Below are 23,059 nucleotides of genomic sequence, written 5' to 3'. Positions count from 1 at the left end.
TTCCGGTGTCCGGGAGTACTATTGAATTTATGGCGCAGATGCCGCAGAAGAATGCAGCGCTGCAAGTGCGGCAATGGTCCCCTCCCCTAAAAGAGCGGCTGCCTCATCGGGCATTGAACCCCGGATGACGTCCAGAAAGAGCATGGTGCCCGCACCTGTTGTGGATATCCCGACCCGTTCTTCCCGTCTGACCAGATGCTTCTCCTCCATCATGCTGAACACAGGGAGGACATAGTAATGGGGCACATCAAGATACCGGGCAAGGCGGCGGGTGGTGGGAAACCGTATTCTCGCTTCTCCTGCGGAATATTCAACTGAAATGCGCTGGTCTTCCCGGATAAGGATCTCAGCTGCTGCATGAAAGAGCGCAGGAATGTCAAGTGATGCCATAGAAGTATGCGGTATTGGGCAGGAAAGGAAAAAAAGGCTGGTGGTTAGGTTTTGCCTTTTCCTGATTCGGTCGCGGACGGTTCGAGCATCACGATCTCTGCACCGACATCGGCGGCAATCGTCTCCAGCTCCTTTTTCCGGAAATGGCCTGCTTCCATTTTCAGTTTCTCCTCACCCTTTCCGGTGACAGCAACAACCTTGAACATTGGCTGATGCGCCCCCTCTCCGACTTTCTGTCGCGGACGTACGTATATTTTCATGCTGTTCCCCTCTTTTCCGCTTTGCGGACAACCCAAAATCGGTGGTATAGTATTTAGTCCTTCTTACCGCCGGCACCAGTGCCGCCGGCCGGCTTCAGGTAGACCAGTGTAGCACCGGTATCCTCTGCAATCTGCTCAAGCTCGGATTTGCGGAGGTGCTTTGACTGGAATTTGATCTGCTCCGTTCTATCGCCGGTGGTGGCGACGACCTTGAACTGCGGCTGGTGGACGCCTTCGCCGACTTTTGTGCGTGGTCTTACATAGATCTTCATTTTGCTCACATCCTCCAGCTGCTATGCAGGTGCTATATCAGCTGATATATGCATACATGCCCGTTGGATGTATATATCTGTTTGTACTACGGCAACGGGGTTGGGGTGTTTTCGGGTGTGCCGGACATGACCTGCCAGGGTAACCGAAAACAGGAAACCTTTACTGGTATAAAATATATCTCTGGTCAGTGATTTGATGAAAACACGCCGGGAGATTAAAAACAAATTCCAGGGGGAGACCCTGGTACGCAGATCTCTGGAGTATGGAGAGCATCAGGACCGGACCGTACGCATTGCACCCAATCTGAACGTGGTTAAAATCGGCGGGCACGGGACGGTGGACTTTGGGTCTACGGTGCTTTTGCCCCTCCTTGATGAAATCCGTCTCTTAAAAGAACAGTATGAGATGCTTGTCGTGGTGGGCGGCGGTGTCCGTGTCCGTCATGTGATGGACGTGGGTATCGACCTCGGTATGCCGACCGGAATTCTCGCAGAACTCTCCGGTGACGTGAGTTCACAGAATGCAAAGATGGTTGCGGCCCTGCTCTCAGAAGACGGGGGCATCCGCATCCCGGCGGATGACATCATGGACATTCCCATGCTGGTACGGATGGGCCTTCTGCCGGTGATGGCAGGCACACCGCCATACAGCTACTTCGAAGAACCCTCGCCCGGATCCTACATCCCGCAGCACCGGACTGATACCGGTGCCTTCCTCGCAGCAGAGGTCATCGGGGCAAAGACCTGCACCCTGCTGAAGAATGTGGACGGTCTCTTCACGGAAAATCCGTTTGTCAATCCTGAGGCAGACCTCATCAAAGAGATCACAGCAGGAGAACTGCTCAGCCTTGATATGGACGATCTCGTGCTGGAGCGCAAGGTCGTTGAGCTCCTGATGCATGCAAAAAATATCCGGGAAATCCGTATCATAAACGGCCATGAGCGCGGCACCCTCGAGCGTGCCCTTAAAGGTGAAAACCCCGGCACGCTGATCACGGCGGATTAGGTCCCCGTTTCTCTTTTTCTCTCTCCGGGCCGTTTCAGGCGTCTGCCAGCGGATGGCGGGAACTTTTCAGCCCGCGTGCGCTTCATCCGGTGCTGGTCAACAGGATGCCCAAAAACAGACAACCGGATATGTGTGGCGGGATGTGTGCAGAGAGGTGACTTTTACCATCTGCGGAGGACAACATATTGGCAATGAAGGTAACCGTCCTTGCGAGCGGCAGCAAAGGGAACAGCATCTATATCGAAGGGAACGGGGGTGCCCTTCTGGTGGATGCGGGCATCAGCAGCCGGCGTATCCGCTCATCTGTTGCGGCCTGCGGGGGCGATATATCCCGGGTGGAAGGACTTTGCATCACCCACGAGCACTCTGACCATATCCGGGGCATTGATGTCTTTACCCGCCAGTGCCCGATGCCCGTCTTCGGCACCGGGGGGACGCTCGCCGGGGTGAAAGAGACCCTGAAATCTTCAGGAGCGGCTGCCCTGCACCGGGTTATGCCGGGAGAGGCGTTTGATACGGGTACGTTCTCGGTGACGCCGTTCTCCACATCCCACGATGCGGCGGACCCGACCGGATTCTGCATATCAGACGGCGAGGTGACGGTAGGTGTCTGCACCGATACCGGGATGGTTACCACCGCGATGATGGGATTTCTCGCCCGGTGTGACGGCCTCGTTCTTGAAAGCAATCACTGCCCGGTGATGCTGGAGAACGGGCCCTACCCCGTCTTTCTGAAACGGCGTATTGCAGACAAAAACCGGGGGCACCTCTCGAACCGGGCGGCGTCCAATGTGCTGAGTGAACTCTGTTCTGACCTCTCTGTCGCAGTCCTTGCCCATCTGTCCGAAGAGAACAATACGCAGGAAAAGGCGCTTGCGACCGCCAGGGAGACACTCGCGCTCTTCTCTCATGATGTGGAACTGGAAGTCGGCTTGCAGCACGTGGTGACCCGGACGATTGAGGTGTGAGATGCAGATGGATTTTCTTGCATTTTCCCGTATATGTGAGTCGCTGGAGAATACCAACGGCAGGCTGGATATGACTGCCATCGTCCGGGACGCCCTTTCGTCACTCGATGAAGCGGATCTCCCGCTTTTCATCCGCTACCTGATGGGGCGGACCTTCCCTGACTGGAGCCAGGAGAAGATCGGCATCGGCCCGAACAGTGTCTATGACGCGGTGGCCTATGTGGCAGGCAGGGACCGCCGGGCGGTCGTCAGCACCGTCAACCGCAGCGGGGACCCCGGCAGGGCGGTTGAGTCACTGCTCGCGAAAAAAGAGCAGATGTCGTTTTTCTCCGAGTCCCTGACACTCGGTGACATCGGGCATGACTTCACGCTCCTTGCCGCAACCGGGGGGAGCAAATCCCAGAAAGAGAAGGACCGGGTACTGCGACGGCTCTTTGGCAACGCCTCACCTCTTGAAGGCCGGTATCTGGCCCGTCTGCTTTTAGGGGAGCTCAGGATAGGCATCGGCGAAGGGACAATGCGGGATGCCATTGCAGGGGCCTTTTCGGTCAGCCCTGCCGCCGTGGAGCATGCCTATCAGGCGGCAAATGATCTGGGCGAGGTGGCCCTCATCGCACACCGGGGCGAGGATGCCCTGTATGCAGTTCATATCGAGCCGTTCAGGCCGGTAAAGATGATGCTTGCCAAACAGGGCACGGTGACCGAGATGCTCAGCGAGGCAGGCGTGCTTGCGGCAGAATACAAATACGACGGAACCCGGTTTCAGTTTCATAAGGCAGGGGGCATCTGCCGGATGTACTCCCGGAAGCTCGAGGAGGTGACCCATGCCATCCCCGATGTCGTGGAGATGCTCGATGCAGCCACACCGCATGACATCATCCTTGACGGCGAGGTCATCGCTGTCCGTGACGGCCGCCCCCTGCCCTTCCAGTATGTGCTCCGCCGGTTCCGGCGCAAGCATGACGTCGCTTCTCATATTGAGGAAATTACTCTCAGACCAAATGTCTTTGACATTCTCTGGATCGACGGTGAGACGCTCATTGACCTTCCCTTTGCACAGCGCAGGGAGCGTCTGGATGCGGCTGTTTCGGACGCATATGTGGCACCCCAGCTGGTAAGCGGGGATGAAGAAGAGATTGACCTCCTCTACCGCACTGCCCTTGACGACGGGCATGAGGGCATCATGATCAAGAACCCCCGCTCGCCCTATACGCCGGGTGTCCGCGGCAAACTCTGGGTGAAAATCAAGCCGGCGGTGGACACCATTGATCTGGTGATCACCGCTGCGGAGTGGGGGGAGGGGAAACGGGCGCATATCTTCGGGTCGTTCCTGCTCTCCTGTCTGGGTGATGACGGTTCGTTTATCCCGCTCTCCAAGGTGGCGACCGGTTTTTCGGATGAGGCGCTGCAGGAGATGTATGCCGCCCTCTCCGGGAATATCCTCTCAGAAGAAGGGAAGATGGTCCATGTTGAACCGGAGATTGTCGTGGAAGTGGGGTATGCAGAGATTCAGCGGAGTCCGAATTATACCGGCGGGTTTGCCCTCCGGTTCCCCCGGTTTATCCGTCTGCGGGAAGATAAAAGCCCGGAGGAGATTGAAACCCTCCGGATGATTGAAGAACGGTTTGCGGCACAGTCGGCTAGGTGAGGGTGATAAGGCGGTATTCCTGCCGCTCCCGGTCACCTTCGACATATGCATAGTAGTCATCTTCCCTGCCGCGGAGTTTGCCGAAGTCCACCTCTCCGGTGTAATCAGTATACTTGATCATCATCAGGGTGCCATCTTTCGTCTCCAGGCGGATTTTACCGTCTGAGAGGGGCTCTCCGGTGTCCCATTCTGAGACCTGGTATACAAGTTTGGTGTACTCCACTTTACCCGTGCTCACATCCGGGTCTACTTCAGAAGAGGCCTGGATATGATATTTCTCATCAGTTTTGGCTATTTTGACTGAATCCCGGACAAAGACCAGGATATAGAAGCCGACCAGATAGAGCAGAAGGCCTGCTGCACCGACGATGATGATGCCAAAGACCATTTCAGGGAAGTAATACTGGAATGTCTGGACAACATAGGTGAATGCATTTGTCGCCGCATATGGTTCGATGAGCACAATAAAATCAATGATCAGGAGAAATGTCCCGACAATAAGGTAGAGGATGGCAAGAATCATGGCCAGATTTTTGGTGACCGGGTTCACGTTTGTCCGGCGTGAGTGTTTCTTACCGATGATGTAGAATATGGCGATGAATACTGTTACCATGACAAGCGTTGCAATCATGATCTGCAGATACTGATTTGTACTGAGGCCTTCGTAGACATGCTGTGTATCTGCGGCCTGTACGGGAATCGCAAGTGCTGCCAACAGTCCGGAACATAGGGGTGCAGCCAGCCGTAAATTCATATGAATTATGCTTCTGGTTAGAGGTATTTAACCATCGTGGTTTCTTCAGAAGGAATCAAAAAGGGTTTTCTGAGCAGGTATCTCCCGGAGGAGGGTGCTGTGACGTACCCAGTCATCGGCTCCCAGGAGGGCGGTGGCATACCCCTGTGCCCCGGTGAGGTCTTCAAAGGAGACGGGCGGCTGTGCCATCGCCTGTCGTGCTGCCTCCCGGATGACCCAGGTCCCAAGGGGAGCCCAGTATGAATTGGCGATGCTCCGGATAACGATGGCCCGCGCTGATCTGCCGGTGGTGCGGAGATAGTCAAGGACGGCGAGGCGAGCGGAGTAGTAGGCCCCTGCAATGGGGGAGTACCCGGATTTTTGTTTCCTGCTCTCTTTGTCCGTCATAATGGCCCCGCCGGCACCTCCCCACATGCTGCCGGCCTGCCAGTGCTCGATCATCTCAAAGCGGAAATCACCGGGGGTGAGGATACAGACGATGGTGTTCCCGTGCAGGGTGGAAGCAAAGACGAGTACCTCATCCAGTGCGGTGTTGCGGGAGATGGCCGCCCTGCCCGCCTTTCCCAGCATGTCATCAACTGCGGTGATGCTCCACCGGGTCGGCACCACCTTCCGCTGCCGGCCAAGAAGGCCCGCACTCAGCAGCTGGGATACCTGATGGACACCCACTCCGTCCCGGTAGAGGTCCCAGACTGCATCGGCCGCCTTCAGGTCGGTGTCGCCCACTGCTTTTTCGACCGGGCGGGGTGTTTTGGCATTGTCCAGGACATCGATTCTTCTCATGTCGCCTGAGAGGCCGACCGGGGTAATCGTCCCGTCAAACCGGAGGTCAAATGCCACCGGCCGGGTGAAGGCGACCTCCACATCAAGAGGCACTGCTGAAAGGGCAATTTCCTGCATTGCATCCGCCCCGCGGGAGGCGGCAGCGGTGTTCCCCCGGATGGTCCGTGACCGGACGCCGACGATATCATCAATGGTGTATGCCTTCTCGACCCAGACCTCCGGGTTGTCGCTCTCACCGATGAGGAGCGGGCCGCCTGCCATCTTCGGGTAGCCGTGTGTCCCGACAAAGACCGACGGTGCCCCGCCCATATAGGAGTCGGAGGGCTTCACCCGGACGGAGGCATGAAACCGCTCCATCACGGGGCAGCGGGGCAGGCCGCACATCCCTTTGCCCTTGCACTGTGAGCAGAGCTGGCCGGGCTTCACCGGGCATCCCTCACGATGCGGATGTCGGTGCGGGTGCGGAGGGTGGCAGCTACCCACTGATCCCAGTGGCAGGGTGCGGCAGGGACTGTCTCTGCAATCTCCAGCCCTTTTTCATCATCCCTGCCCTCGGTCACCTCTACAATCACCGAGCCAGCACAGCAGGAGTGGTCAATCACGGTGTCTGCATCGCCGTCGGTCACCCCGAAGATGGGGATGCCCAGATGGGCACAGATATGCCCGCAGACAGCGGTGGTGTCATCACCGATGGAGACCACGCCGCAGGTGGTGATGTCCACCATGCTATAGATGTCGCAGGCGGCATGGTCGATGACGGCGATGCGTCCGGAGGGGGTGCGCCGGTCTGCCACCTGTGCGGTCTGTGAGCGGACCGGTCCTGACTTGCACCATGCCCGTGACAGGTCTACCGGCCCTCCCCTGAGCAGTTTCTCTGTGCCGTGGGGTTTGAGGGTGATGCCGGATACTGCCCGTACCCCTCCGTTCTCCGGTGCAATGATGGCTGTCTCTGCCGTGGCATGGCCAACGACGATGCCGTTTACAAAGACGGGCTCACCAGGGATGCACCCGCGAATTTCCCGGACGCAGGTGTCTGGTGCCCGTGTGTCTGCAGTCAGGAGTACTGTGGCATATCCGAGGCGGCGTGCTGCCTCTCCGGTGCGGCGGGGGTCTGCCCCGTTCCACCCGTAGATTGTCCGGCTGCTGCATTCAATATGGTATACCGGCCGGTCGCACCGTGATGCGACAATCCGTCCGAACTCCTCGCCGGAAGCGGGTGTTTTGCCCCGGTTTAAGAGCCACGCCTCTGTTCCTGAAGGGAGGTGTCGGAACACAAGCGACGGCGGGCGGGTATTGAACCGGCAGGGAAACCCGGACTCCTCTGCTGCGGTCCGGGCCATCACGCCTGCCACGACAATCTCCTTTGGAAGAAGTGCAGCGCTTACCGTATCAATGTCGCCTGCATCAAAGACCTCCGGCCCGTGGGCAACGATGGTGCATCCGTCAGGCATTGTGTTCTCTCCTTGTAGCATGTGCCGCTGTTACCGGTATTGCAGTCATGGGGGTCAGAGAAAGGGCTCCCGTGTCTTCATTCCGATATCAAACCGTGAATGGCACTCGGGGCAGATGTATATAATATCGTAGCCGGTGCCGTCAGCCGATCTCAGAAGCGCGGTATGGAAGGCATCGGTGTATCCGCAGACGGGGCAGATGCAGAATGCGTCCCCTGCCTCAACCCGCTGAATGTCTGTGCGGTTCATACACCAGCGTTGGTTGACGCAGAAAAAAATGGTTATGGTGCCGGCTGTTTTTTTTTCAGATGAGAGAATATTTGCCGATGGCGACAGTGAGCGTGCCGTCTGCTGTCTGCCACCCGCCACCATGAATGCCCCCTGCAAGGGTGAGGGTGTCTCTGAGATGGTTTCCGGAGAGGACGGGGTATCTCCAGGTGTTGGCGCCGTCCAGATGCACCGTGATACCCATTCCCTCCCCCTCGGGCATCTCATAGACGGCGTAGATGGGTGCGGTATAATATGTCACCCCGTCCTCCTCTCTCCTGTTTTCTTTCGGGCGCAGCAGACAGGTCTCTCCGGCAGGGTCTGCGGTATTAATGAGGCAGGAGGCGGATGTCACCGTCCCGAAGGTGATTGGGCCGCCGGCAAAGGAGAGGGATGGTGCGGTGATTTTCAGGAATACGGCATCTCCTGCCCCCACCTCCTCCACGGTCCAGTCGGCCGGGATTCGCTCTGCATGGCCGCTCACCATGGCATCTCCGACGGGCGAGTCCCCGCCTGCGGACGGCAGGGGGATCATGAGGGTCACATTCTCTGCGGTTCCCGTTCCGGTGAGGGTCACATCATACCGGTAAACACTCGTGATCTGAATACCTGCGAGGGCAAATCCGTCCGGATAATTCATCCCTGCCGCGAGAATCAGGCCATTGACGCCGATACAGAACACAAGAGTGATTGCAATGAGTGTCTTCCATCCCTTATCCATGATCTATTCCGTCTGTCTGTTTCACTGCGTATACCGTAAGGTTTCCTGAATCTCTTTCCAGAGATGCATCCTTCCGTTCTCCCGGGTGTAGTGTGCGGAGAGGTCAGGCACCGCAAGCCGGCGCGCCTCTTCAATGGCCGCCTCCAGCCGGTCTGTGTCTGCCTCGTCCCCCCGGATCATCACCCCTGCCCCCATCTCGGTGATCGCACGGGCATTGTTGCCCTGTTCGGGGTGGTGCGGGTCAATCACCATCACCACCGGTTTTTGGAAAAAGAGTGCCTCGTGCAGGGTGGTGAGCCCGCCGTGGAGGATGGCGACTTCGGCACAGCAGAGATGGGCCAGAAGGTCCGGCACATATCCGTGGGTTCGGAAGTTCTCTGTCGCATCCGGCAGACCCGGCACCTGGGCAAAGACCTCGAAAGCGAGGTCGCTGCGCCGTCCGGCAATCTCTGCCAGGTGCCGGTAGAGGGGTATCTTGAACGGTTCGCCGCCGAATGATGCAAAGATGGTCTTCTCTGCACAAGGGTACTGCTCCCGGGAGATGTCGATTAAGGGGCCGATGAACCGGTACTGGCTCTCACGTTCGGGTGGTATCTCGATATTATATCTGCTCACCGTCGCCGGCGGGGCGAAGTCGGGGATGATGACCTGGTCCGGCAGGGTGAGGTACCAGGATATCAGGCGGCCCAGAGCTGCCCACCCGTTCTCTCCGCCGCCCGCGAGGGTGGAGAAGCTGTTCTGGTTGGTGATAAAGAGCACCGGCACATCATCACGCCGGGCCGCCTCAACCGGTGCATACATCGTATCTGCGATGACGATGTCGGGCTGTATCTGTGCTATCAGGTCACGCGCCTGCCGGTATGACCGGGCGAGATCGCGGGGCACCCCTTTTGAGTTCCAGAGGGTCTTTCTGATGCAGAAAAGCCCCATGTTTCCTGCGAGGGTCACTTCCCGCGGGGTGGTGTGCAGGCGCGGCCATCCCGCTTTGGTCAGGAAGATGTGTGACTGTCCGTAGGCGGCGAGATGGCAGACTGCGCCCTGTGCCTCACAGTATTGCGCCGCCTTCAGGCAGCGTGAGGTGTGACCCAGCCCCTCGCCGCAGATGAAAAAGAGGATGACCGGGTAGCCGGATTTGCCGGCCGGGATTTGCAGATCATAAGGATGGGATATCTCTGCCATGCGCAACGCTTCGCTCCTGTATAAACAATGGACAAAGAAACACAAAAAGAAGAATGGTATGGGCCCGCTGAGATTCGAACTCAGGACCTCCGCCATGTCAAGGCGACGTCATAACCAGCTAGACCACGAGCCCCTGTGCCTACATACCTTAGCTGTGGGATTATAAAAATTATTTGTTTTGTTTCCGGTATTTGCGGGTATCCGGGGGCCGGATGCCGGAATTCTAAGCCATTCCTTATATCTGTGCGTAGCGCGCGGTGGAGACGCCGTCGATTTTGACGATCTCGTCCATCGCTTCCTGCGGGACTGCCGCATCCACGTTCAGGACCATAATGGCTTCCTGTCCGGGTTGGTTGCGGCCGACCTGCATGCCTGCGATATTGACATCATGCCGGCCGATGATGGTTGCAAACTGGCCGATGACACCGGGGACGTCACGGTGGCGTGAAATGACCACGTCGCCGCCGGGTGTCATGTCGGTCATGTACTCGCCGATGGCAACGATGCGAATCTTGTCTGCCGAAGAGACATTGCCGGAGACAGACTCTTCCATCGTATCGGTCTTCACCGTGATGGTCATGATGTTGGTGAATCCCTTTGACTCGGTGGTGATGCTCTCGCTCACACGGATGCCGCGTTCCGTTGCGGCAAACTCTGCATTCACGATGTTGACCGGCTCCTGCAGAATCGGGTCAAGCATGCCCTTGAGTGCAAGGCGGGTGATGTATTTGGTATTCCGGCCGAAATCTGCCGCCTTGCCGCCGTACTCGATTTCAATGGACTCTATTCTGCCGTCTGTCAGCTGAATCAGGAGTTTTCCCATCTTCTGTGCCAGCCGTGCATACGGCTCGATTCTCTCCTGCTGGTCAGCAGGCACCATCGGCGCGTTCACCACGAAGCGTCCTGAGCCGCCTTCAAGCACCTCAATGCACTGTTTTGCGACAGAAACCGCCACGTTCTGCTGTGCCTCGACTGTGGAAGCGCCGAGGTGCGGGGTGGTGATGACCTGCGGGAGCGTGATGATGCGCTGGCCCTCGGGTGGTTCGTTCTCGTAGACATCGAGCGCTGCGCCTGCAACCTTTCCCGCTTCGATGGCATCTGCGAGTGCTTCTTCATCAATGATGCCGCCACGGGCACAGTTGATGATGCGCACGCCGGTCTTCATCTGCGCGATCGTATCTGCGTTGATGAGGTGGCGCGTCTCTTTGACGAGCGGTGTGTGGACGGTGATGAAATCTGCCTGAGGGAAGAGTTCTTCCAGGGTGCAGACCTCAACACCGAGCTTTTTTGCCCGCTCACGGTTGATGTACGGGTCGTAGGCGAGACAGCGCATCTCAAGAGCATTTGCCCGTGTTGCCAGTTCCTGCCCGATTCTTCCGAATCCGACAATGCCAAGCACCTTGTTGTTGAGCTCGACACCCATGAACTGTGAGCGTTTCCACTCTCCTGCCTTGACCGATGCGGTCGCCTGCGGAATGTTGCGCGAGAGTGACATCATCATGGCAAGGGTGTGCTCACAGGCGGCAAGGGTATTGCCGGAAGGTGCGTTTGCGACGATGATGCCCTTCTCCGTTGCTGCATCAAGGTCAATATTGTCGACACCTGCACCGGCCCGTCCGATGAACTTCAGCCGGTGTGCTGCTGCAATCACGCTTGCGGTGACCTGCGTCCCGCTGCGCACGAGCAGTCCGTCATACGCCCCGATGATCTCAATCAGCTCTTCTTCGGTGAGGCCCGTCTTCACATCGACATTGCAATATTCACGAAGGATGTCGACGCCTTCGTCCGCCAGCGGGTCACTGACCAGTACTGTAAAATCTGTCACTATTGTTCCCTGGTACTTGTTATTCTCTGCTGATATTCATGGTTTGCCCGCATCCTCCCGGTGACCTGAGTGATAGGGTCTGTGATCTGCGTTACCCGGGGAAAACACGCAGTACTATTGTGCACATGCGGACCTTGTCAGGGACTCTAGTCGTTAACTTGAATATCTCTCCGGGGGGACACATATTCAATCATCGTGGTGGTTCTCCACAGTGGTAGAAAAAAGATTCAGGTGACCCATGAGCATGACAAAAGTCCCCAATATTCTGTGGCTTGCTGAAATTCAGAAAGAGGATATCCCTTCCGTCGGTGGAAAGGGCGCATCTCTTGGAGAAATGACCTCAGTTGGCCTGCCGGTCCCAAACGCATTTGTGGTGACCGCACAGGCATTCCGCCGCTATATCGAGAATGCAGAGATTGACAAAGAGATATTCTCACGCCTTTCAGGTCTTGACGTCGAGAACTCGGACCTCCTGGAAAAGACGGCAACAGAGGTAAAAGGCATCGTCATGAAGACACCGGTGCCGGACGAAATCAGGGAGGATATCATCCGTTCATACGTGCAGATGGGTGATGATGTCGTCGTTGCTGTCCGTTCCAGTGCAACCGCAGAGGATCTGCCTGACGCGAGCTTTGCCGGCCAGCAGGATACCTACCTGAACATTAAGGGTGTCGATGCACTCATTGAAGCGGTTCAGATGTGCTGGGCATCCCTCTATGGTGCACGCGCGATTTACTACCGTGCCAAACAGGGATTTGACGATTCCATCGTTGACATCGCTGTCGTTGTGCAGGAACTGGTTCGTTCAGAGAAGGCCGGTGTGCTCTTCTCGTCCCATCCGGTCACCGGTGAACCGACATCTATCATCGAAGGTTCATGGGGTCTGGGAGAAGCGGTCGTTTCAGGATCTGTCTCGCCTGACAACTATGTCTTTGACCAGCGGTCCGGGCGGGTTGTCGACCGCTATATTGCGACCAAGAAGATTGAAATCCTGCCGGACGGCGAGCACGGGACAAAGGAAGTGCCTGTCTCCCCGGAGCGGCAGAACGCCCCCGTCCTCTCGGATGCCGAGATCGCCGCTCTTGCAAAGTTCGGCAAGGTCTCTGAACTGCACTATGGTGTCCCGCAGGATGTGGAGTGGAGCATTGTCGGCGGCACCATCTATATTCTCCAGTCCCGGCCTATCACCACGATCGCCGGAAATGCCGGTGTTGCCAAGGGGATCGAAACCAGCAGTGGAAATATTATCCTCGAGGGGCAGGGTGCATCACCCGGGGTTGCAACAGGGCGTGTTGTCATTGTCAGTAGCGTAAAAGACCTGGGGCGGATCAATGACGGTGACATCATGGTCGCAAAGATGACCAATCCCGACATGGTGCCGGGCATGCGCAAGGTAAGTGCCATCATCACCGATGAAGGCGGCATGACCTGCCACGCGGCGATTGTCTCCCGTGAACTGGGCACCCCTGCTGTCGTCGGAACAAAGGAAGCCACCCGTGTCCTCAAAGAAGGGGACATTGTGACGGTGGACGGCGAGAAAGGGCTCGTGTATGAGGGCGCTGTCAAAACTGCAGAGGAGGCCGCCCCGGCCGTTGCCATGCCAGCATATGCTGCAGCGCCCATCATCACCGCGACCTCCATCAAGGTGAACGTCTCCCTTGCAGAGGCTGCCGCACGGGCTGCGGCTACCGGAGCAGATGGTGTGGGCCTGCTGAGAATTGAGCACATGATTCTCGGCCTCGGCAAAACACCCGGATGGTATATCCGCAACAATAAGGAAGAGGAGTTCATCACCGAGCTCTACGATGGCATCAAGGTCGTGCTGGACGCATTCCCCGGAAAGCCGGTCTGGGTCCGCACTCTGGATGCCCCGACAGACGAGTTCAGGAACATGCAGGGCGGAGAGGATGAGCCCGAAGAGCACAACCCGATGCTTGGATGGCGTGGCATCCGCCGTGACCTGCAGCAGACCGAACAGTTCCGCCTGCAGGTTGAGGTGTTCAAGCGCCTCTGGGCACAGGGCTACAGCAACATGGGCCTGATGTTCCCGCTTGTGGGTCACCCGGATGAGTTTATCCGTGCAAAGCAGATGCTTGCGGACTGGGGCGTGGATGTGAATAACACCACCCTCGGTATTATGATTGAGATTCCGTCCAGTGCACTGATGATTGACGAATTCATTGCTGCGGGCATCAACTTTGCCTCATTCGGCACCAATGATCTCATCCAGTACACGCTCGCAATCGACCGCAACAACCAGAATGTGGCGGACATGTACTTCCCGAAGCACCCCGCTGTCCTGAAACTCATTGAGTATGCCATCGGCAGGTGCCGTGAGGGCGGTGTCGAGTGCTCCATCTGTGGGCAGGCAGGATCTGACCCCGAGATGGTTGAATGGCTCATTAAAACCGGCATCACCAGTGTCTCTGCAAATATTGATGCAGTGCCGAAGATCCGCGAAACGGCTGCACGGACCGAGCAGCGGATGATCCTTGATATGGCGAGACGATAGATGCGCAGCAACGGTCTGGCAGAAGACGAACTCTTCTCTTTTCTTTTATCGGTCAAAGAGGATGACCGGGGGTACCGGCGTGTGCTCAGTTCGATGTGTACACTGCCCCACCCGGTGGCTGTGCGGGCCATGAACCTGTTTATCGAGTCGAATCTCGGTGACCCCGGGCTTTTTGAAGGGACGGCATCCCTTGAGGCGCTCCTTGTTGAACGGGTGGGCTCCCTCATGCATCTCCCGGAGGCCTGCGGGTATGCAACCTCGGGCGGCACAGAATCAAACCTGCAGGCACTCAGGATGGCACGCAGGAATGCAGATGTGCGCTCCCCCAATGTCGTTGTGCCGGAGTCTGCACACTTCTCATTTGAGAAGGCATGTGAAATTCTCTCCCTTGAGATGCGGGTTGCGCCATCGGACGGCAGGTACCGGATGGATGCAGATGCAGCGGCCGACCTTATGGACAAAAATACCATTGCTCTTGTCGGGGTGGCCGGGACCACGGAGTACGGTGTGGTCGATCCGATTGCAGCTCTGTCGGACATCGCGTTCGACCGGGATACCGCGTTTCATGTCGATGCCGCATTTGGCGGGCTGGTCCTGCCGTTTCTGCGGGATGCCCCTCTCTTTGACTTCCGGCTGGAGGGCGTCACCAGCATCTCGGTTGACCCCCATAAGATGGGGATGTCGACGATTCCGGTCGGCTGCCTTCTGACACGGGACCCCTCGATGCTCTGCTCACTGAACGTAGACACGCCGTACCTGACGGTAAAACAGGAGTTTACGCTTGCAGGCACCCGGTCCGGCGGGGCGGTGGCCGGTGCCCTCGCGGTCATTGAACATCTGGGGCATGACGGGTTTACCGCCGTTGTGGCGGAGTGCATGGCAAATCATCACCGTCTCATCGACGGGATGGCGGCGCTGGGGTATCCGGTCCTCGCCGAACCCGAGGTGAATGTCGCCTCGTTCGACTGCCCTGCGGCCCCGGCGGGATGGCAGGTGTCACGCACCCGTCATGGGCATATGAGAATCGTCTGTATGCCGCACATCACCACCACAATAATCGAAGAATTTCTGAAGGATTTTGGCGATATGCATGTTTAACAAACTGGTAACTTCCCTTGAATCATGTCCGATGGTACAGCGCGGCGACTACCACTACTTCATCCATCCGGTGAGCGACGGAGTCCCCCTTGTTGAACCGGCCCTCCTGCGGGAAATTGCCGTTGAGATGGTGCGGGTGCTGGACCTGACCGGGGTGAAAAAATCGTGGTGGCAGAGGCGATGGGCATCCACATCGGTGTGGCGCTCTCGCTTTTTACCGATCTCCCGCTCTGCATCGTCCGGAAACGGAATTATGATCTGCCGGGCGAGGTGGCCCTGCACCAGTCCACCGGCTACTCCAAAGGCGAACTCTATCTCAATGGCATTGAGGCAGGTGACCGGGTGGTCATCGTTGATGATGTCCTCTCCACCGGCGGAACGATGAAGGCCCTTCTCCAGGGTCTCGCGACGGCCGGTGCTGAGGTGCAGGACGTTCTTGTGGTCATTAAACGCGGCGAATGCGATGTTGGCCGGGCATATAAGGCACTCGTGGAAATCGAGGTTGATGAGTCAGGCGTGCATGTCAAAGATACTTACTTCTGAAACGTGGGAGAAGCTCCGTGCATCCGGTGCCCGGACGGTTGCCCTCCAGTTTCCGGAAGGACTGAAACGGCGGGCCCCGGAGACGGCCGCCGCCCTGAAGGAGGCGGGGTATACCGTCATTATCAGCGGAGACCCGTGCTATGGTGCCTGTGATCTCGCAACCGATGCGCTGGCCCTTGCTGATGTGCTCATTCATTTCGGCCATGCACCGGTGGATGACCGCCCCGGTGTCATCTATGAGCAGGTGACGTTTGACTTCGACCCGGAGATTGCAGAGAGAGCGATTTCCCTGTTGGATCAGGGCCGGCCGGTGGGGCTGGTCACCACCGTCCAGCATGCACATCTCACCGATGCAGTCGCAGCCGTCCTTGAAGCCCGCGGGTTTGCTGTGGTGGTGGGTGACGGCAATGCACGCACGCCCTGCCGCGGGCAGGTGCTCGGGTGCTCCTATGCATCAGCCCGCTCAGCAGGCACCAGCCAGTATCTCTATGTGGGAACGGGTGTCTTCCATGCGATTGGCGTCGGGCTTGCGACCGGGGCACGGGTGGTGGCCCTTGACCCGTATACCGGCAGGGCTGAAGAGGCGGATGCCTCCCGCCTCATGCGCCGCCGGTTTGTCCAGATTGAGAAGGCACGGCAGGCGAAGACGGTGGGCATCATACTCAGCACCAAGAGCGGCCAGCGAAGAGAGGACCTTGCCCGTCATCTGGCGTCTCTCTCGCCCGCAGCAGACATCATCTGCATGCGGGAGGTATCGCCCGATTCCCTCCTGAACCTCGGGTATGACTGTTATGTCAACACCGCCTGCCCGCGCCTTGCCTATGACGATCAGGTGCGGTTTCCGGTGCCGGTCCTCTCACCGCCGGAGTACGAGATCGTGCGGGGCATCCGTGACTGGGACGACTATATCATCGACGAGATCTGATCATGCGTATCCGTCACCTTGAGATGATGCTGGAGGACTGCGCCGGTTTTTCCAACCCGGACGCGAAGAGCGAACAATATGCCACACCTGCCGTGGTGGCCGCCCGTTTTTTGCATGAAGCCGACCATATGGGTGACATCAGGGGCATGCGGGTGATCGATCTCGGATGCGGGACCGGCATTCTTGCCTGCGGTGCGGCACTGCTTGGTGCCGGGGAGGTCATCGGGATCGACTGGGATGAGGCGGCCCTTGCGGTTGCACGGGAGAATGCGGCAGCGCTCGGTGTCACCGTCACCTTTATCGAAGCAGACATCTCCGTACCCGGTGCGAATATCCCACCTGCCGATACGGTCATCATGAACCCCCCGTTCGGTGCACAGCGGGCTCATGCGGACCGCCCGTTCATTGATGCCGGGCTTGCATCCGCAGATGTGGTGTGGGGCATCTTCAACAGCGGGTCCCGTCCGTTTCTGGAATCCTATGTCCGCCGCCGGGCGGTCATTGACACGGTGATTGAGGCAACATTTCCCATCCGCCGGACCTTTGCCCACCACACCCGAGACATAGTGTCAATTCCGGTTGATTTTATACGTCTGGTGCGTAATGGAGAGGAATACGTATGACGAATCTCCGGCCTATTCTGGGCCTCTCTGCAGCCCATGTGGTAACAGATATCTATTCTCCTGTGCTCTCTGCCATCCTGCCGCTTCTGATCCTTGAATATGGCTATTCCTATTTTCTCGCCGGACTGATCGTCACGATATGGAACCTGACCTCGTCCTTTACCCAGCCGGTCTTTGGCTGGATGAGTGACCGCCGGGGCTTCGGTGTACCGGTAAAGTACACCATTCTCATCTGTGCGTTTTTTATCTCCTGTATCGGGCTTATATCCAATTACTGGCTGACGCTCCTTTTCGCCGCCTGTGCGGCACTTGGGCATGCCCTCTTTCACCCGAGCGCCCTCTCACTGGTGTCCCGCCTTGCCTCCGGGCCGAAACGCGGTCGCCTGACCTCATTTTTCGTCGTGGGAGGCAACATCGGGTTTGCCATCGGGCCCTTAATTGCCGGAGTGCTCGTTACGCTGTGGGGGCTTCCCGGCCTTGTTTTGATGATCATTCCCGGTATCTGCATGGCAGTCATTCTGCATGTCATCATCCCGAAGGGAAGCTATGACCGGCAGGCAGGTTCTGCTTCTGCACCGACTCCTTCGTCTTCCTCCGCCGCTGCCCCGGTAAAGAGTGGTTTTGGGCAATACCATGGCATCTCGCTTCTCATTACCGGTTCAGCCCTGCGTGCGTGGGGTATCTTTGGATCCGTTGCTTTTCTCCCGGCATACCTCAGCATGATACGGGGGTTTGACCTTGCGACGGCGAACATCATCGTATCCGTGATGCTCATTGCCGGTGTGGCGGGACAGGTGATCATCGGTACCCTCTCTGACACCTATGGGAGAAAGGAGCTGGTACTGCTTTTTACCCTGCTTGCGATTCCGTTTTTCATCGCTGCCTTCACCCTGTCAGGCACGGTCTCTCTCGTCTGCCTGATTCTGTTCGGCTTCTGTCTCTGGTCCACCTTCTCCACCACGGTCGCCATGTCCCATGAGATGATGCCGGGCAATCCCGGCCTTGTCTCCGGCCTGATGCTGGGCCTTGCAGTGGGTGCGGGTGGTATGGGTGTTGCGGTGAGCGGATATATCGCTGATATGGCCGGGCTTGCAACTGCGATGCTTCTGATAACCGTCCCGGTGGCAGCCTCCCTTGTCTTCTTTGCGTTTGTTCCGTATCCGTGGAAGCGCACCTGGCGAAACCGGGACGTTGTTTAATTACATATCACCACCTATTTTCCGCTGGATGGTCACCAAGCTGCGACGCTACAGCCAGATCGCTGACGTGCTCATTACCTATGGTTTTGGGATTGCCCTGGAGCAGATGCACCCGGGCATTACCCCCCGGCGGTTTTTCCGGAAAAAAGCCCCGGTCATGCATCTCTCTGAGTATGAGCGTATCCGTCTGGCACTCGAAGAGCTTGGACCGACCTTTATTAAATTCGGCCAGATTGTAAGCACCCGCCGTGAAATGCTTCCGGAAGGGCTGATTGCAGAACTCCGGAAACTGACCGATGAGGTCCCTTCCCTGCCGTTTGCAGACGTCCGCCCCACGATTGAGATCTGTTGCGGTCCGATTGACGAAGTGTTTGAGTATCTGGAGGAAACGCCCATCGCAGCAGCTTCACTCTCACAGGTTCACCGGGGGATGCTCAGAGACGGCACCCTTGTGGCAGTCAAGGTCCGGCGCCCGGATATTGAAGCACTCATCGAAGTGGACCTCTCGATTCTGCAGTCGTTTGCAGAACGAATAGAGGTTCGGTATCCGGAGATGAAGATATACAATCCGACGGGGATGGTGACGGAATTTTCCGTCCAGATTCGGCGTGAACTGGATTTCTCCAATGACGGAAGGAATGCAGACCGCATGCGCCCGATTGTCTCAGAGGTGCCCCATGTCCGTGTCCCGGATATTTACTGGCAGTATTCCGGCAAAAAAGTCCTTGTGATGGAGTATATCTCCGGTGTCCGGGTCGATGACGTTGAGGCAATCCGTTGTATCGGCGCAAATCCCCATAATGTGGCAAACCGGGGCACACGATGCTACATCAAACAGATCCTGAAATACGGGTTCTTCCATGCTGACCCGCACGGAGGTAACCTGCTCGTAGATATGGAGGGTGATCTGGTTTTTCTTGACTTTGGCTCAGTGGCTGTGATACGGCCGGAACGAAAAGATGCGCTCGTCACCCTTCTTCTGGGCATACTTGAGGATGATGTGGATGAGATTGTGGACTCGTTCCTCCAGCTGGGAGTAAAAATCGATGACAAATCCATGGATCCGTTTAAGGACGATCTCTATGGTATATTGTCAGAATATTCCGGGCAGAGCATCGAGGATTTTGATCTCTCCGGCCTTATGAATCAGATCCCCGGTCTCCTCAACCGCTACCGCCTGCAGGTGCCGATGAATCTGATGCTGGTCATCAAGGCGATAGCGATGGTGCTGGATACCGGGAAGCATCTGGACCCGGATTTTCATTTTTCAACAGAGGTGGGGCCATATATCAAAGAGATGGAGATTGAGCGGATATTTTCACGCAATACTCTTCGGTACGTGGCAAAAGAGACCCTCGATATTGTGGATGATATCTTCTCTGTACCGAAATCACTCAACCGGGCGCTTACCAAGGCAACAGACGGCAGCATCAAAATCGATGTGGCAGCTGCCGATCTTATGCATATGGCCCGGTCGATTGACCGTGCCTCGAACAAGATGCTGGTAGGATTTATTGTCGGAGCAATTGTCATCGGTTCGTCGCTGATGCTCTACATCTCTCCGGAAGAGACTTCTGTGGCATATAATCTTGGAATCTTCGGTTATCTCTCCGCATTTGTCATTGGCGTGTATTCCATCTACCGGATCTGGAAGATCCCCGGCTTTGAGTGAACCTTAAGATATATCAGGATAAATGGAGACTTATCGGCATTCCACAACTGAAGAGGGAGGGAGTGCATTCAGTCCCGGGGGGGAAAAGATGCTGATTCAGAAATCTGAACGAAAAAAGAGCGTGAATGCGCTGGATGAGTGGCTCCCGCCGAACACATCTGTGCAGGGCCTGTGGGAACAGACTCAGGCTGTCATCGCAGAGCCTGCTTTAATTTTTAAAGCTGATGGTACTCTATTCTGGGCAAATCCTGCCTCACTTTCATTTTTTGGGGTGGATGCAGGGGAGCTGCTGGGCCGGCACTGCTATGAGATGGTGCGCAGGTTCGGGCTGCGCTTCTCTGACTGTCCATATGAACGGATACTCAAAAGCAGACGCCGGGAATCCGGGATGATGGAGTATAACGGCACCTGGCATACCAATCGTCTGGACCCGGTGGTGGGAGCGGATGGTGATCTTCAGGGCTTTGTCTCCCGGATTCTGGATGCCGGAGACAGTGCCCGTCTTCAGGAGGCGACAGAACAGTTAAACCACCTGATGACTGCCACGGATAATGCCGTAGTGATGACCGGGCCGGATCACCGGATTCTCCGATGGAATGCCGGGGTTGAACGTGTCTTTGGCTACCGGGCAGATGATCTGGAGGGAACGGTGATTCACGACCTTATCTCTCCCACATCCCGGAAGATGTTTGCGATGTATGCGGACCGTGTCATACACGGTGGAGGTATGCAGCAGTTCCTGATGGAGAGCCTTACAAAGAGCGGGGAGGTGGTGAGTGTGGCAGTCTCCATGGCGCCCCTTCATGACCCGGGTGGCGCTGTTTCAGGCATGGTAACTCTCTCCCGTGATGTCACCGGGGAGCATGCTGTTGACATGCGCCTTGTCCGGCACATGGCTGATACTGCGGTGAAGATTACCGGGCCGCTCTCTCACATGCGCTCAAATCTGGAGGACACGGTCACTGCCCTGCAGGATGGTCTTCTCACCACAGAGGAGCTGGTGATGATTATGACGGTCCTGATGAAATCAATAGGCCATATCGAAGAGAATCTCGGAGAGATGAACAGGATTGCGATTGACGGCATAGACGGAGTTCCGGATGCAATGCGGAAATATCTCTCCCGGTGAAAGCACCGGGATTTCTGTTGAATACTTGGATACATGGCCCGGACTCCCGGTGACAGACGGGGTCACGGGCTGTTTCCCCTAAGGTGCGTCAACGTTCACCGGGCCGGGCAATACCCGGGACAGATAAAAAATGAACGTCCGGGAGCACGGGTGCAGGGCCGGTACGTGGCTGCCATTTCCCGGCACCTGCATCCGGGGTGTGAAGATGTGATGGGTGTCTTTGCACCCTGATGGTGTCCTTTTATCCGTTTCGGACGGCGTCTGCAATCCAGGCACCTGCTTCACGTGTGCCAAGTGAGCCGCCGAGGTCGACGGTGGTCTGGTTTGCAGCAATGCTCTTTTCAATGGCTGCAAGAACGCCCGCTGCCGCCTCCGGTTCACCGAGGTCATCGAGGAGCAGGGAACCTGCCCAGATGGTCGCAATAGGGTTTGCCCGGTTCATCCCCTTGTATTTCGGTGCCGACCCGTGGATGGGCTCAAAGAGTGAGGTGCCCTGCGGGTTGATGTTGCCGCCGGGGGCAAGGCCCAGGCCGCCCTGGATCATCGCGCCAAGGTCGGTGATGATGTCGCCGAACATGTTGGGGGCAACGACCACGTCAAACCATTCAGGGTTTTTCACAAACCACATGGTGATGGCGTCAACGAAGGTGAACTCGGTCGCCACCTCCGGATAGCGGGCGGCAGTCTCTGAAAAGACATCGCGCCAGAGGCCGTAGACCTCTGTCAGCACATTTGCCTTGTCGACACTGGATACCTTCTGTTTTCGGTTCATTGCCGCATCAAAGGCATACTCCATGACCCGTGATGAGCCTTCGCGTGAGATGACGCCTATCTGGTAGGCGATCTCCTCGCTGTCAGACTCGACATCGAGGCCGAATTTGATGGAGTAGATGTCACGAACAACCTCAAGGTCGCGGTGCTCTTTTCCTTTGAATCGTGAACCAATGCCGACATAGAAGTCCTCGGTATTCTCACGGACGACGAGGAAGTTGATGTCATCCGGGCCTTTCCCCGCAAGGGGGGTCTGGGTGCCCGCGAGCATGCGCACCGGGCGGAGGTTCACATACTGGTCGAAATGGAACCTGAGGCCGAGGAGGATGCCCTTCTCCAGAATGCCTGGTTTAACCCGGTCGTCGCCGATGGACCCGAAATAGATGGATTTGAATTTTCCAAGCTCCTTCAGGTCGTCTTCGGTGAGCAGGTCGCCGGTTGCAAGGTAGCGGTCTGCCCCGATATCAAAGTCTTTCCAGTCGATGTCAAATCCGTAGCGTTCTCCTGCAGCATCGAGGACTCCCTTTCCGGCGTCCACGATCTCAGGGCCGATGCCGTCTCCGCCGATGGCGGCTACTTTGTACATAATTCCAGCTCCGTGATGGTTTTTGCATATTCGACAAGTCCGCCTGCATCGATGATCTTTCGCATAAACGCAGGCACGGGCTCGACAGCGAGGGTCCGCCCTCCCGCCGTAAGGTATCCCTCATCGGGGTGGAGGGTTATTTCTTCATCCTCGGTGATGGTCTCTGCCTCGGGGCATATGACCGGCAACACGCCGGTCGCAATGCAGTTGCGGTAGAAGATTCGTGCAAAGGAGACGGCGACGACCACCTGCACGCCGGCACCACGTATTGCGATGGGGGCGTGTTCGCGTGAGGAGCCGCACCCGAAGTTTCTGCCGGCAACGATGATGTCCCCCTCTGCTGCCTCCCGGGCGAATGCGTCCCGAGTGCCTTCGAAGGCATGGGCCGCGAGCTCCTTCGGGTCATAGAGGGTGAGGTACCGGCCCGGGATGATGGCGTCCGTGTCGATGTCATCGCCGAATTTCCAGGTGTGCATG

At 57.2% G+C, this 23,059-nt stretch carries 22 protein-coding genes, 1 tRNA gene and 1 pseudogene; 11 read left to right on the top strand and 13 right to left on the bottom strand.

Annotated features, from left to right (window positions below):
* Positions 1-27: 27 nt before the first annotated feature.
* The 3 genes from L1S32_RS07520 to L1S32_RS07510 are packed head-to-tail and all read right to left on the bottom strand — an operon-like array spanning position 28 to position 922.
* Positions 28-390 (bottom strand): hypothetical protein, encoded by a 363-nt coding sequence (locus tag L1S32_RS07520; RefSeq protein WP_278154405.1) that lies wholly within the window; start codon positions 388-390, stop codon positions 28-30.
* A 44-nt stretch (positions 391-434) separates the two neighbouring features.
* Positions 435-650 carry a hypothetical protein gene (locus L1S32_RS07515; protein WP_278154404.1) on the bottom strand — a complete coding sequence of 72 codons (216 nt, stop codon included), beginning with the start codon at positions 648-650 and terminating at the stop codon, positions 435-437.
* Between the two features lie 53 nt (positions 651-703).
* Positions 704-922, bottom strand: a complete 219-nt coding sequence (locus L1S32_RS07510; protein ID WP_278154403.1) for a hypothetical protein — start codon at positions 920-922, stop codon at positions 704-706.
* A 196-nt stretch (positions 923-1,118) separates the two neighbouring features.
* Between L1S32_RS07510 and L1S32_RS07505 the strand changes: the two genes are divergently transcribed.
* The 3 genes from L1S32_RS07505 to L1S32_RS07495 all read left to right on the top strand — a co-directional run bounded on the left by L1S32_RS07505 (position 1,119) and on the right by L1S32_RS07495 (position 4,544).
* Positions 1,119-1,928: a uridylate kinase gene (locus L1S32_RS07505; protein WP_278154402.1), complete on the top strand. Its 810-nt coding sequence runs from the start codon at positions 1,119-1,121 to the stop codon at positions 1,926-1,928.
* Between the two features lie 191 nt (positions 1,929-2,119).
* Positions 2,120-2,896, top strand: a complete 777-nt coding sequence (locus L1S32_RS07500; RefSeq protein WP_278157071.1) for an MBL fold metallo-hydrolase — start codon at positions 2,120-2,122, stop codon at positions 2,894-2,896.
* Between the two features lie 7 nt (positions 2,897-2,903).
* The gene (locus L1S32_RS07495) at positions 2,904-4,544 is read left to right on the top strand and encodes an ATP-dependent DNA ligase (protein ID WP_278157070.1); all 1,641 of its coding nucleotides are present in this window, start codon (positions 2,904-2,906) and stop codon (positions 4,542-4,544) included.
* Here the strand turns inward: L1S32_RS07495 and L1S32_RS07490 are convergent.
* The 8 genes from L1S32_RS07490 to serA form a co-directional block, all read right to left on the bottom strand.
* Positions 4,537-5,298, bottom strand: coding sequence for a hypothetical protein (locus tag L1S32_RS07490; protein WP_278154401.1), 762 nt, complete (start codon positions 5,296-5,298; stop codon positions 4,537-4,539). The genes L1S32_RS07495 and L1S32_RS07490 overlap by 8 nt on opposite strands.
* Before the next feature lie 45 nt (positions 5,299-5,343).
* The gene (locus L1S32_RS07485; protein WP_278154400.1) at positions 5,344-6,507 is read right to left on the bottom strand and encodes a hypothetical protein; all 1,164 of its coding nucleotides are present in this window, start codon (positions 6,505-6,507) and stop codon (positions 5,344-5,346) included.
* Positions 6,504-7,532 (bottom strand): DUF2117 domain-containing protein, encoded by a 1,029-nt coding sequence (locus L1S32_RS07480; protein ID WP_278154399.1) that lies wholly within the window; start codon positions 7,530-7,532, stop codon positions 6,504-6,506. The genes L1S32_RS07485 and L1S32_RS07480 overlap by 4 nt, the downstream gene beginning before the upstream one ends.
* 54 nt (positions 7,533-7,586) lie before the next feature.
* Entirely contained in the window at positions 7,587-7,781 is a 195-nt protein-coding gene (locus L1S32_RS07475; RefSeq protein ID WP_278154398.1) for a hypothetical protein, read from the bottom strand.
* Positions 7,782-7,836: 55 nt separating this feature from the next.
* The gene (locus L1S32_RS07470; protein WP_278154397.1) at positions 7,837-8,520 is read right to left on the bottom strand and encodes a hypothetical protein; all 684 of its coding nucleotides are present in this window, start codon (positions 8,518-8,520) and stop codon (positions 7,837-7,839) included.
* A gap of 21 nt (positions 8,521-8,541) precedes the next feature.
* Positions 8,542-9,699: a glycosyltransferase family protein gene (locus L1S32_RS07465; RefSeq protein ID WP_278154396.1), complete on the bottom strand. Its 1,158-nt coding sequence runs from the start codon at positions 9,697-9,699 to the stop codon at positions 8,542-8,544.
* A gap of 59 nt (positions 9,700-9,758) precedes the next feature.
* Positions 9,759-9,832: transfer RNA gene (locus L1S32_RS07460), tRNA-Val, on the bottom strand.
* 102 nt (positions 9,833-9,934) lie between these two features.
* Positions 9,935-11,524, bottom strand: a complete 1,590-nt coding sequence (gene serA / locus L1S32_RS07455; protein ID WP_278154395.1) for a phosphoglycerate dehydrogenase — start codon at positions 11,522-11,524, stop codon at positions 9,935-9,937.
* A 244-nt stretch (positions 11,525-11,768) separates the two neighbouring features.
* On the opposite strand from serA, the gene ppsA reads away from it, so the two are divergent.
* The 8 genes and pseudogenes from ppsA (at position 11,769) to L1S32_RS07415 (ending at position 21,225) form a co-directional block, all read left to right on the top strand.
* Positions 11,769-14,036, top strand: coding sequence for a phosphoenolpyruvate synthase (gene ppsA / locus L1S32_RS07450; protein ID WP_278154394.1), 2,268 nt, complete (start codon positions 11,769-11,771; stop codon positions 14,034-14,036).
* Entirely contained in the window at positions 14,037-15,134 is a 1,098-nt protein-coding gene (gene mfnA / locus L1S32_RS07445) for a tyrosine decarboxylase MfnA (protein WP_278154393.1), read from the top strand.
* Positions 15,127-15,677, top strand: a pseudogene (hpt, locus tag L1S32_RS07440) (hypoxanthine/guanine phosphoribosyltransferase). Before mfnA ends, hpt begins: the two are co-directional and overlap by 8 nt.
* Positions 15,655-16,602 carry a diphthamide biosynthesis enzyme Dph2 gene (dph2, locus tag L1S32_RS07435; protein WP_278154392.1) on the top strand — a complete coding sequence of 316 codons (948 nt, stop codon included), beginning with the start codon at positions 15,655-15,657 and terminating at the stop codon, positions 16,600-16,602. The pseudogene hpt and the gene dph2 overlap by 23 nt, the downstream one beginning before the upstream one ends.
* 2 nt (positions 16,603-16,604) lie before the next feature.
* Positions 16,605-17,225: an METTL5 family protein gene (locus tag L1S32_RS07430; RefSeq protein ID WP_278154391.1), complete on the top strand. Its 621-nt coding sequence runs from the start codon at positions 16,605-16,607 to the stop codon at positions 17,223-17,225.
* Positions 17,222-18,424, top strand: coding sequence for an MFS transporter (locus L1S32_RS07425; protein WP_278154390.1), 1,203 nt, complete (start codon positions 17,222-17,224; stop codon positions 18,422-18,424). The genes L1S32_RS07430 and L1S32_RS07425 overlap by 4 nt, the downstream gene beginning before the upstream one ends.
* Positions 18,425-18,452: 28 nt before the next feature.
* The gene (locus L1S32_RS07420; protein ID WP_278154389.1) at positions 18,453-20,096 is read left to right on the top strand and encodes an AarF/UbiB family protein; all 1,644 of its coding nucleotides are present in this window, start codon (positions 18,453-18,455) and stop codon (positions 20,094-20,096) included.
* A gap of 22 nt (positions 20,097-20,118) precedes the next feature.
* The gene (locus L1S32_RS07415; RefSeq protein ID WP_278154388.1) at positions 20,119-21,225 is read left to right on the top strand and encodes a PAS domain-containing protein; all 1,107 of its coding nucleotides are present in this window, start codon (positions 20,119-20,121) and stop codon (positions 21,223-21,225) included.
* Between the two features lie 241 nt (positions 21,226-21,466).
* On the opposite strand, the gene L1S32_RS07410 is transcribed toward L1S32_RS07415, so the two are convergent.
* Both L1S32_RS07410 and L1S32_RS07405 read right to left on the bottom strand, forming a co-directional pair.
* Entirely contained in the window at positions 21,467-22,582 is a 1,116-nt protein-coding gene (locus tag L1S32_RS07410) for an isocitrate/isopropylmalate family dehydrogenase (RefSeq protein ID WP_278154387.1), read from the bottom strand.
* Positions 22,570-23,058 (bottom strand): 3-isopropylmalate dehydratase, encoded by a 489-nt coding sequence (locus L1S32_RS07405; RefSeq protein WP_278154386.1) that lies wholly within the window; start codon positions 23,056-23,058, stop codon positions 22,570-22,572. Before L1S32_RS07405 ends, L1S32_RS07410 begins: the two co-directional genes overlap by 13 nt.
* Position 23,059 lies beyond the last annotated feature (1 nt).

Origin of the sequence: Methanogenium sp. S4BF (assembly GCF_029633965.1) — an archaeon.
In the GTDB taxonomy this organism is placed as follows: domain Archaea; phylum Halobacteriota; class Methanomicrobia; order Methanomicrobiales; family Methanomicrobiaceae; genus Methanogenium.
The sequence above is the reverse complement of the archived record's forward strand: the minus strand, read 5'-3'. Positions and strand labels throughout refer to the sequence as shown.

Bases quoted from the DNA above. Each gene is read 5' to 3' on its own strand.
- L1S32_RS07520 (WP_278154405.1), bottom strand. From the start codon at position 390: ATGGCATCACTTGACATTCCTGCGCTCTTTCATGCAGCAGCTGAGATC.
- L1S32_RS07515 (WP_278154404.1), bottom strand. From the start codon at position 650: ATGAAAATATACGTACGTCCGCGACAGAAAGTCGGAGAGGGGGCGCAT.
- L1S32_RS07510 (WP_278154403.1), bottom strand. From the start codon at position 922: ATGAAGATCTATGTAAGACCACGCACAAAAGTCGGCGAAGGCGTCCAC.
- L1S32_RS07505 (WP_278154402.1), top strand. From the start codon at position 1,119: ATGAAAACACGCCGGGAGATTAAAAACAAATTCCAGGGGGAGACCCTG.
- L1S32_RS07500 (WP_278157071.1), top strand. From the start codon at position 2,120: ATGAAGGTAACCGTCCTTGCGAGCGGCAGCAAAGGGAACAGCATCTAT.
- L1S32_RS07495 (WP_278157070.1), top strand. From the start codon at position 2,904: ATGGATTTTCTTGCATTTTCCCGTATATGTGAGTCGCTGGAGAATACC.
- L1S32_RS07490 (WP_278154401.1), bottom strand. From the start codon at position 5,298: ATGAATTTACGGCTGGCTGCACCCCTATGTTCCGGACTGTTGGCAGCA.
- L1S32_RS07480 (WP_278154399.1), bottom strand. From the start codon at position 7,532: ATGCCTGACGGATGCACCATCGTTGCCCACGGGCCGGAGGTCTTTGAT.
- L1S32_RS07475 (WP_278154398.1), bottom strand. From the start codon at position 7,781: ATGAACCGCACAGACATTCAGCGGGTTGAGGCAGGGGACGCATTCTGC.
- L1S32_RS07470 (WP_278154397.1), bottom strand. From the start codon at position 8,520: ATGGATAAGGGATGGAAGACACTCATTGCAATCACTCTTGTGTTCTGT.
- L1S32_RS07465 (WP_278154396.1), bottom strand. From the start codon at position 9,699: ATGGCAGAGATATCCCATCCTTATGATCTGCAAATCCCGGCCGGCAAA.
- ppsA (WP_278154394.1), top strand. From the start codon at position 11,769: ATGACAAAAGTCCCCAATATTCTGTGGCTTGCTGAAATTCAGAAAGAG.
- mfnA (WP_278154393.1), top strand. From the start codon at position 14,037: ATGCGCAGCAACGGTCTGGCAGAAGACGAACTCTTCTCTTTTCTTTTA.
- dph2 (WP_278154392.1), top strand. From the start codon at position 15,655: ATGTCAAAGATACTTACTTCTGAAACGTGGGAGAAGCTCCGTGCATCC.
- L1S32_RS07430 (WP_278154391.1), top strand. From the start codon at position 16,605: ATGCGTATCCGTCACCTTGAGATGATGCTGGAGGACTGCGCCGGTTTT.
- L1S32_RS07425 (WP_278154390.1), top strand. From the start codon at position 17,222: ATGACGAATCTCCGGCCTATTCTGGGCCTCTCTGCAGCCCATGTGGTA.
- L1S32_RS07420 (WP_278154389.1), top strand. From the start codon at position 18,453: ATGGTCACCAAGCTGCGACGCTACAGCCAGATCGCTGACGTGCTCATT.
- L1S32_RS07415 (WP_278154388.1), top strand. From the start codon at position 20,119: ATGGAGACTTATCGGCATTCCACAACTGAAGAGGGAGGGAGTGCATTC.
- L1S32_RS07410 (WP_278154387.1), bottom strand. From the start codon at position 22,582: ATGTACAAAGTAGCCGCCATCGGCGGAGACGGCATCGGCCCTGAGATC.
- L1S32_RS07405 (WP_278154386.1), bottom strand. From the start codon at position 23,058: ATGCACACCTGGAAATTCGGCGATGACATCGACACGGACGCCATCATC.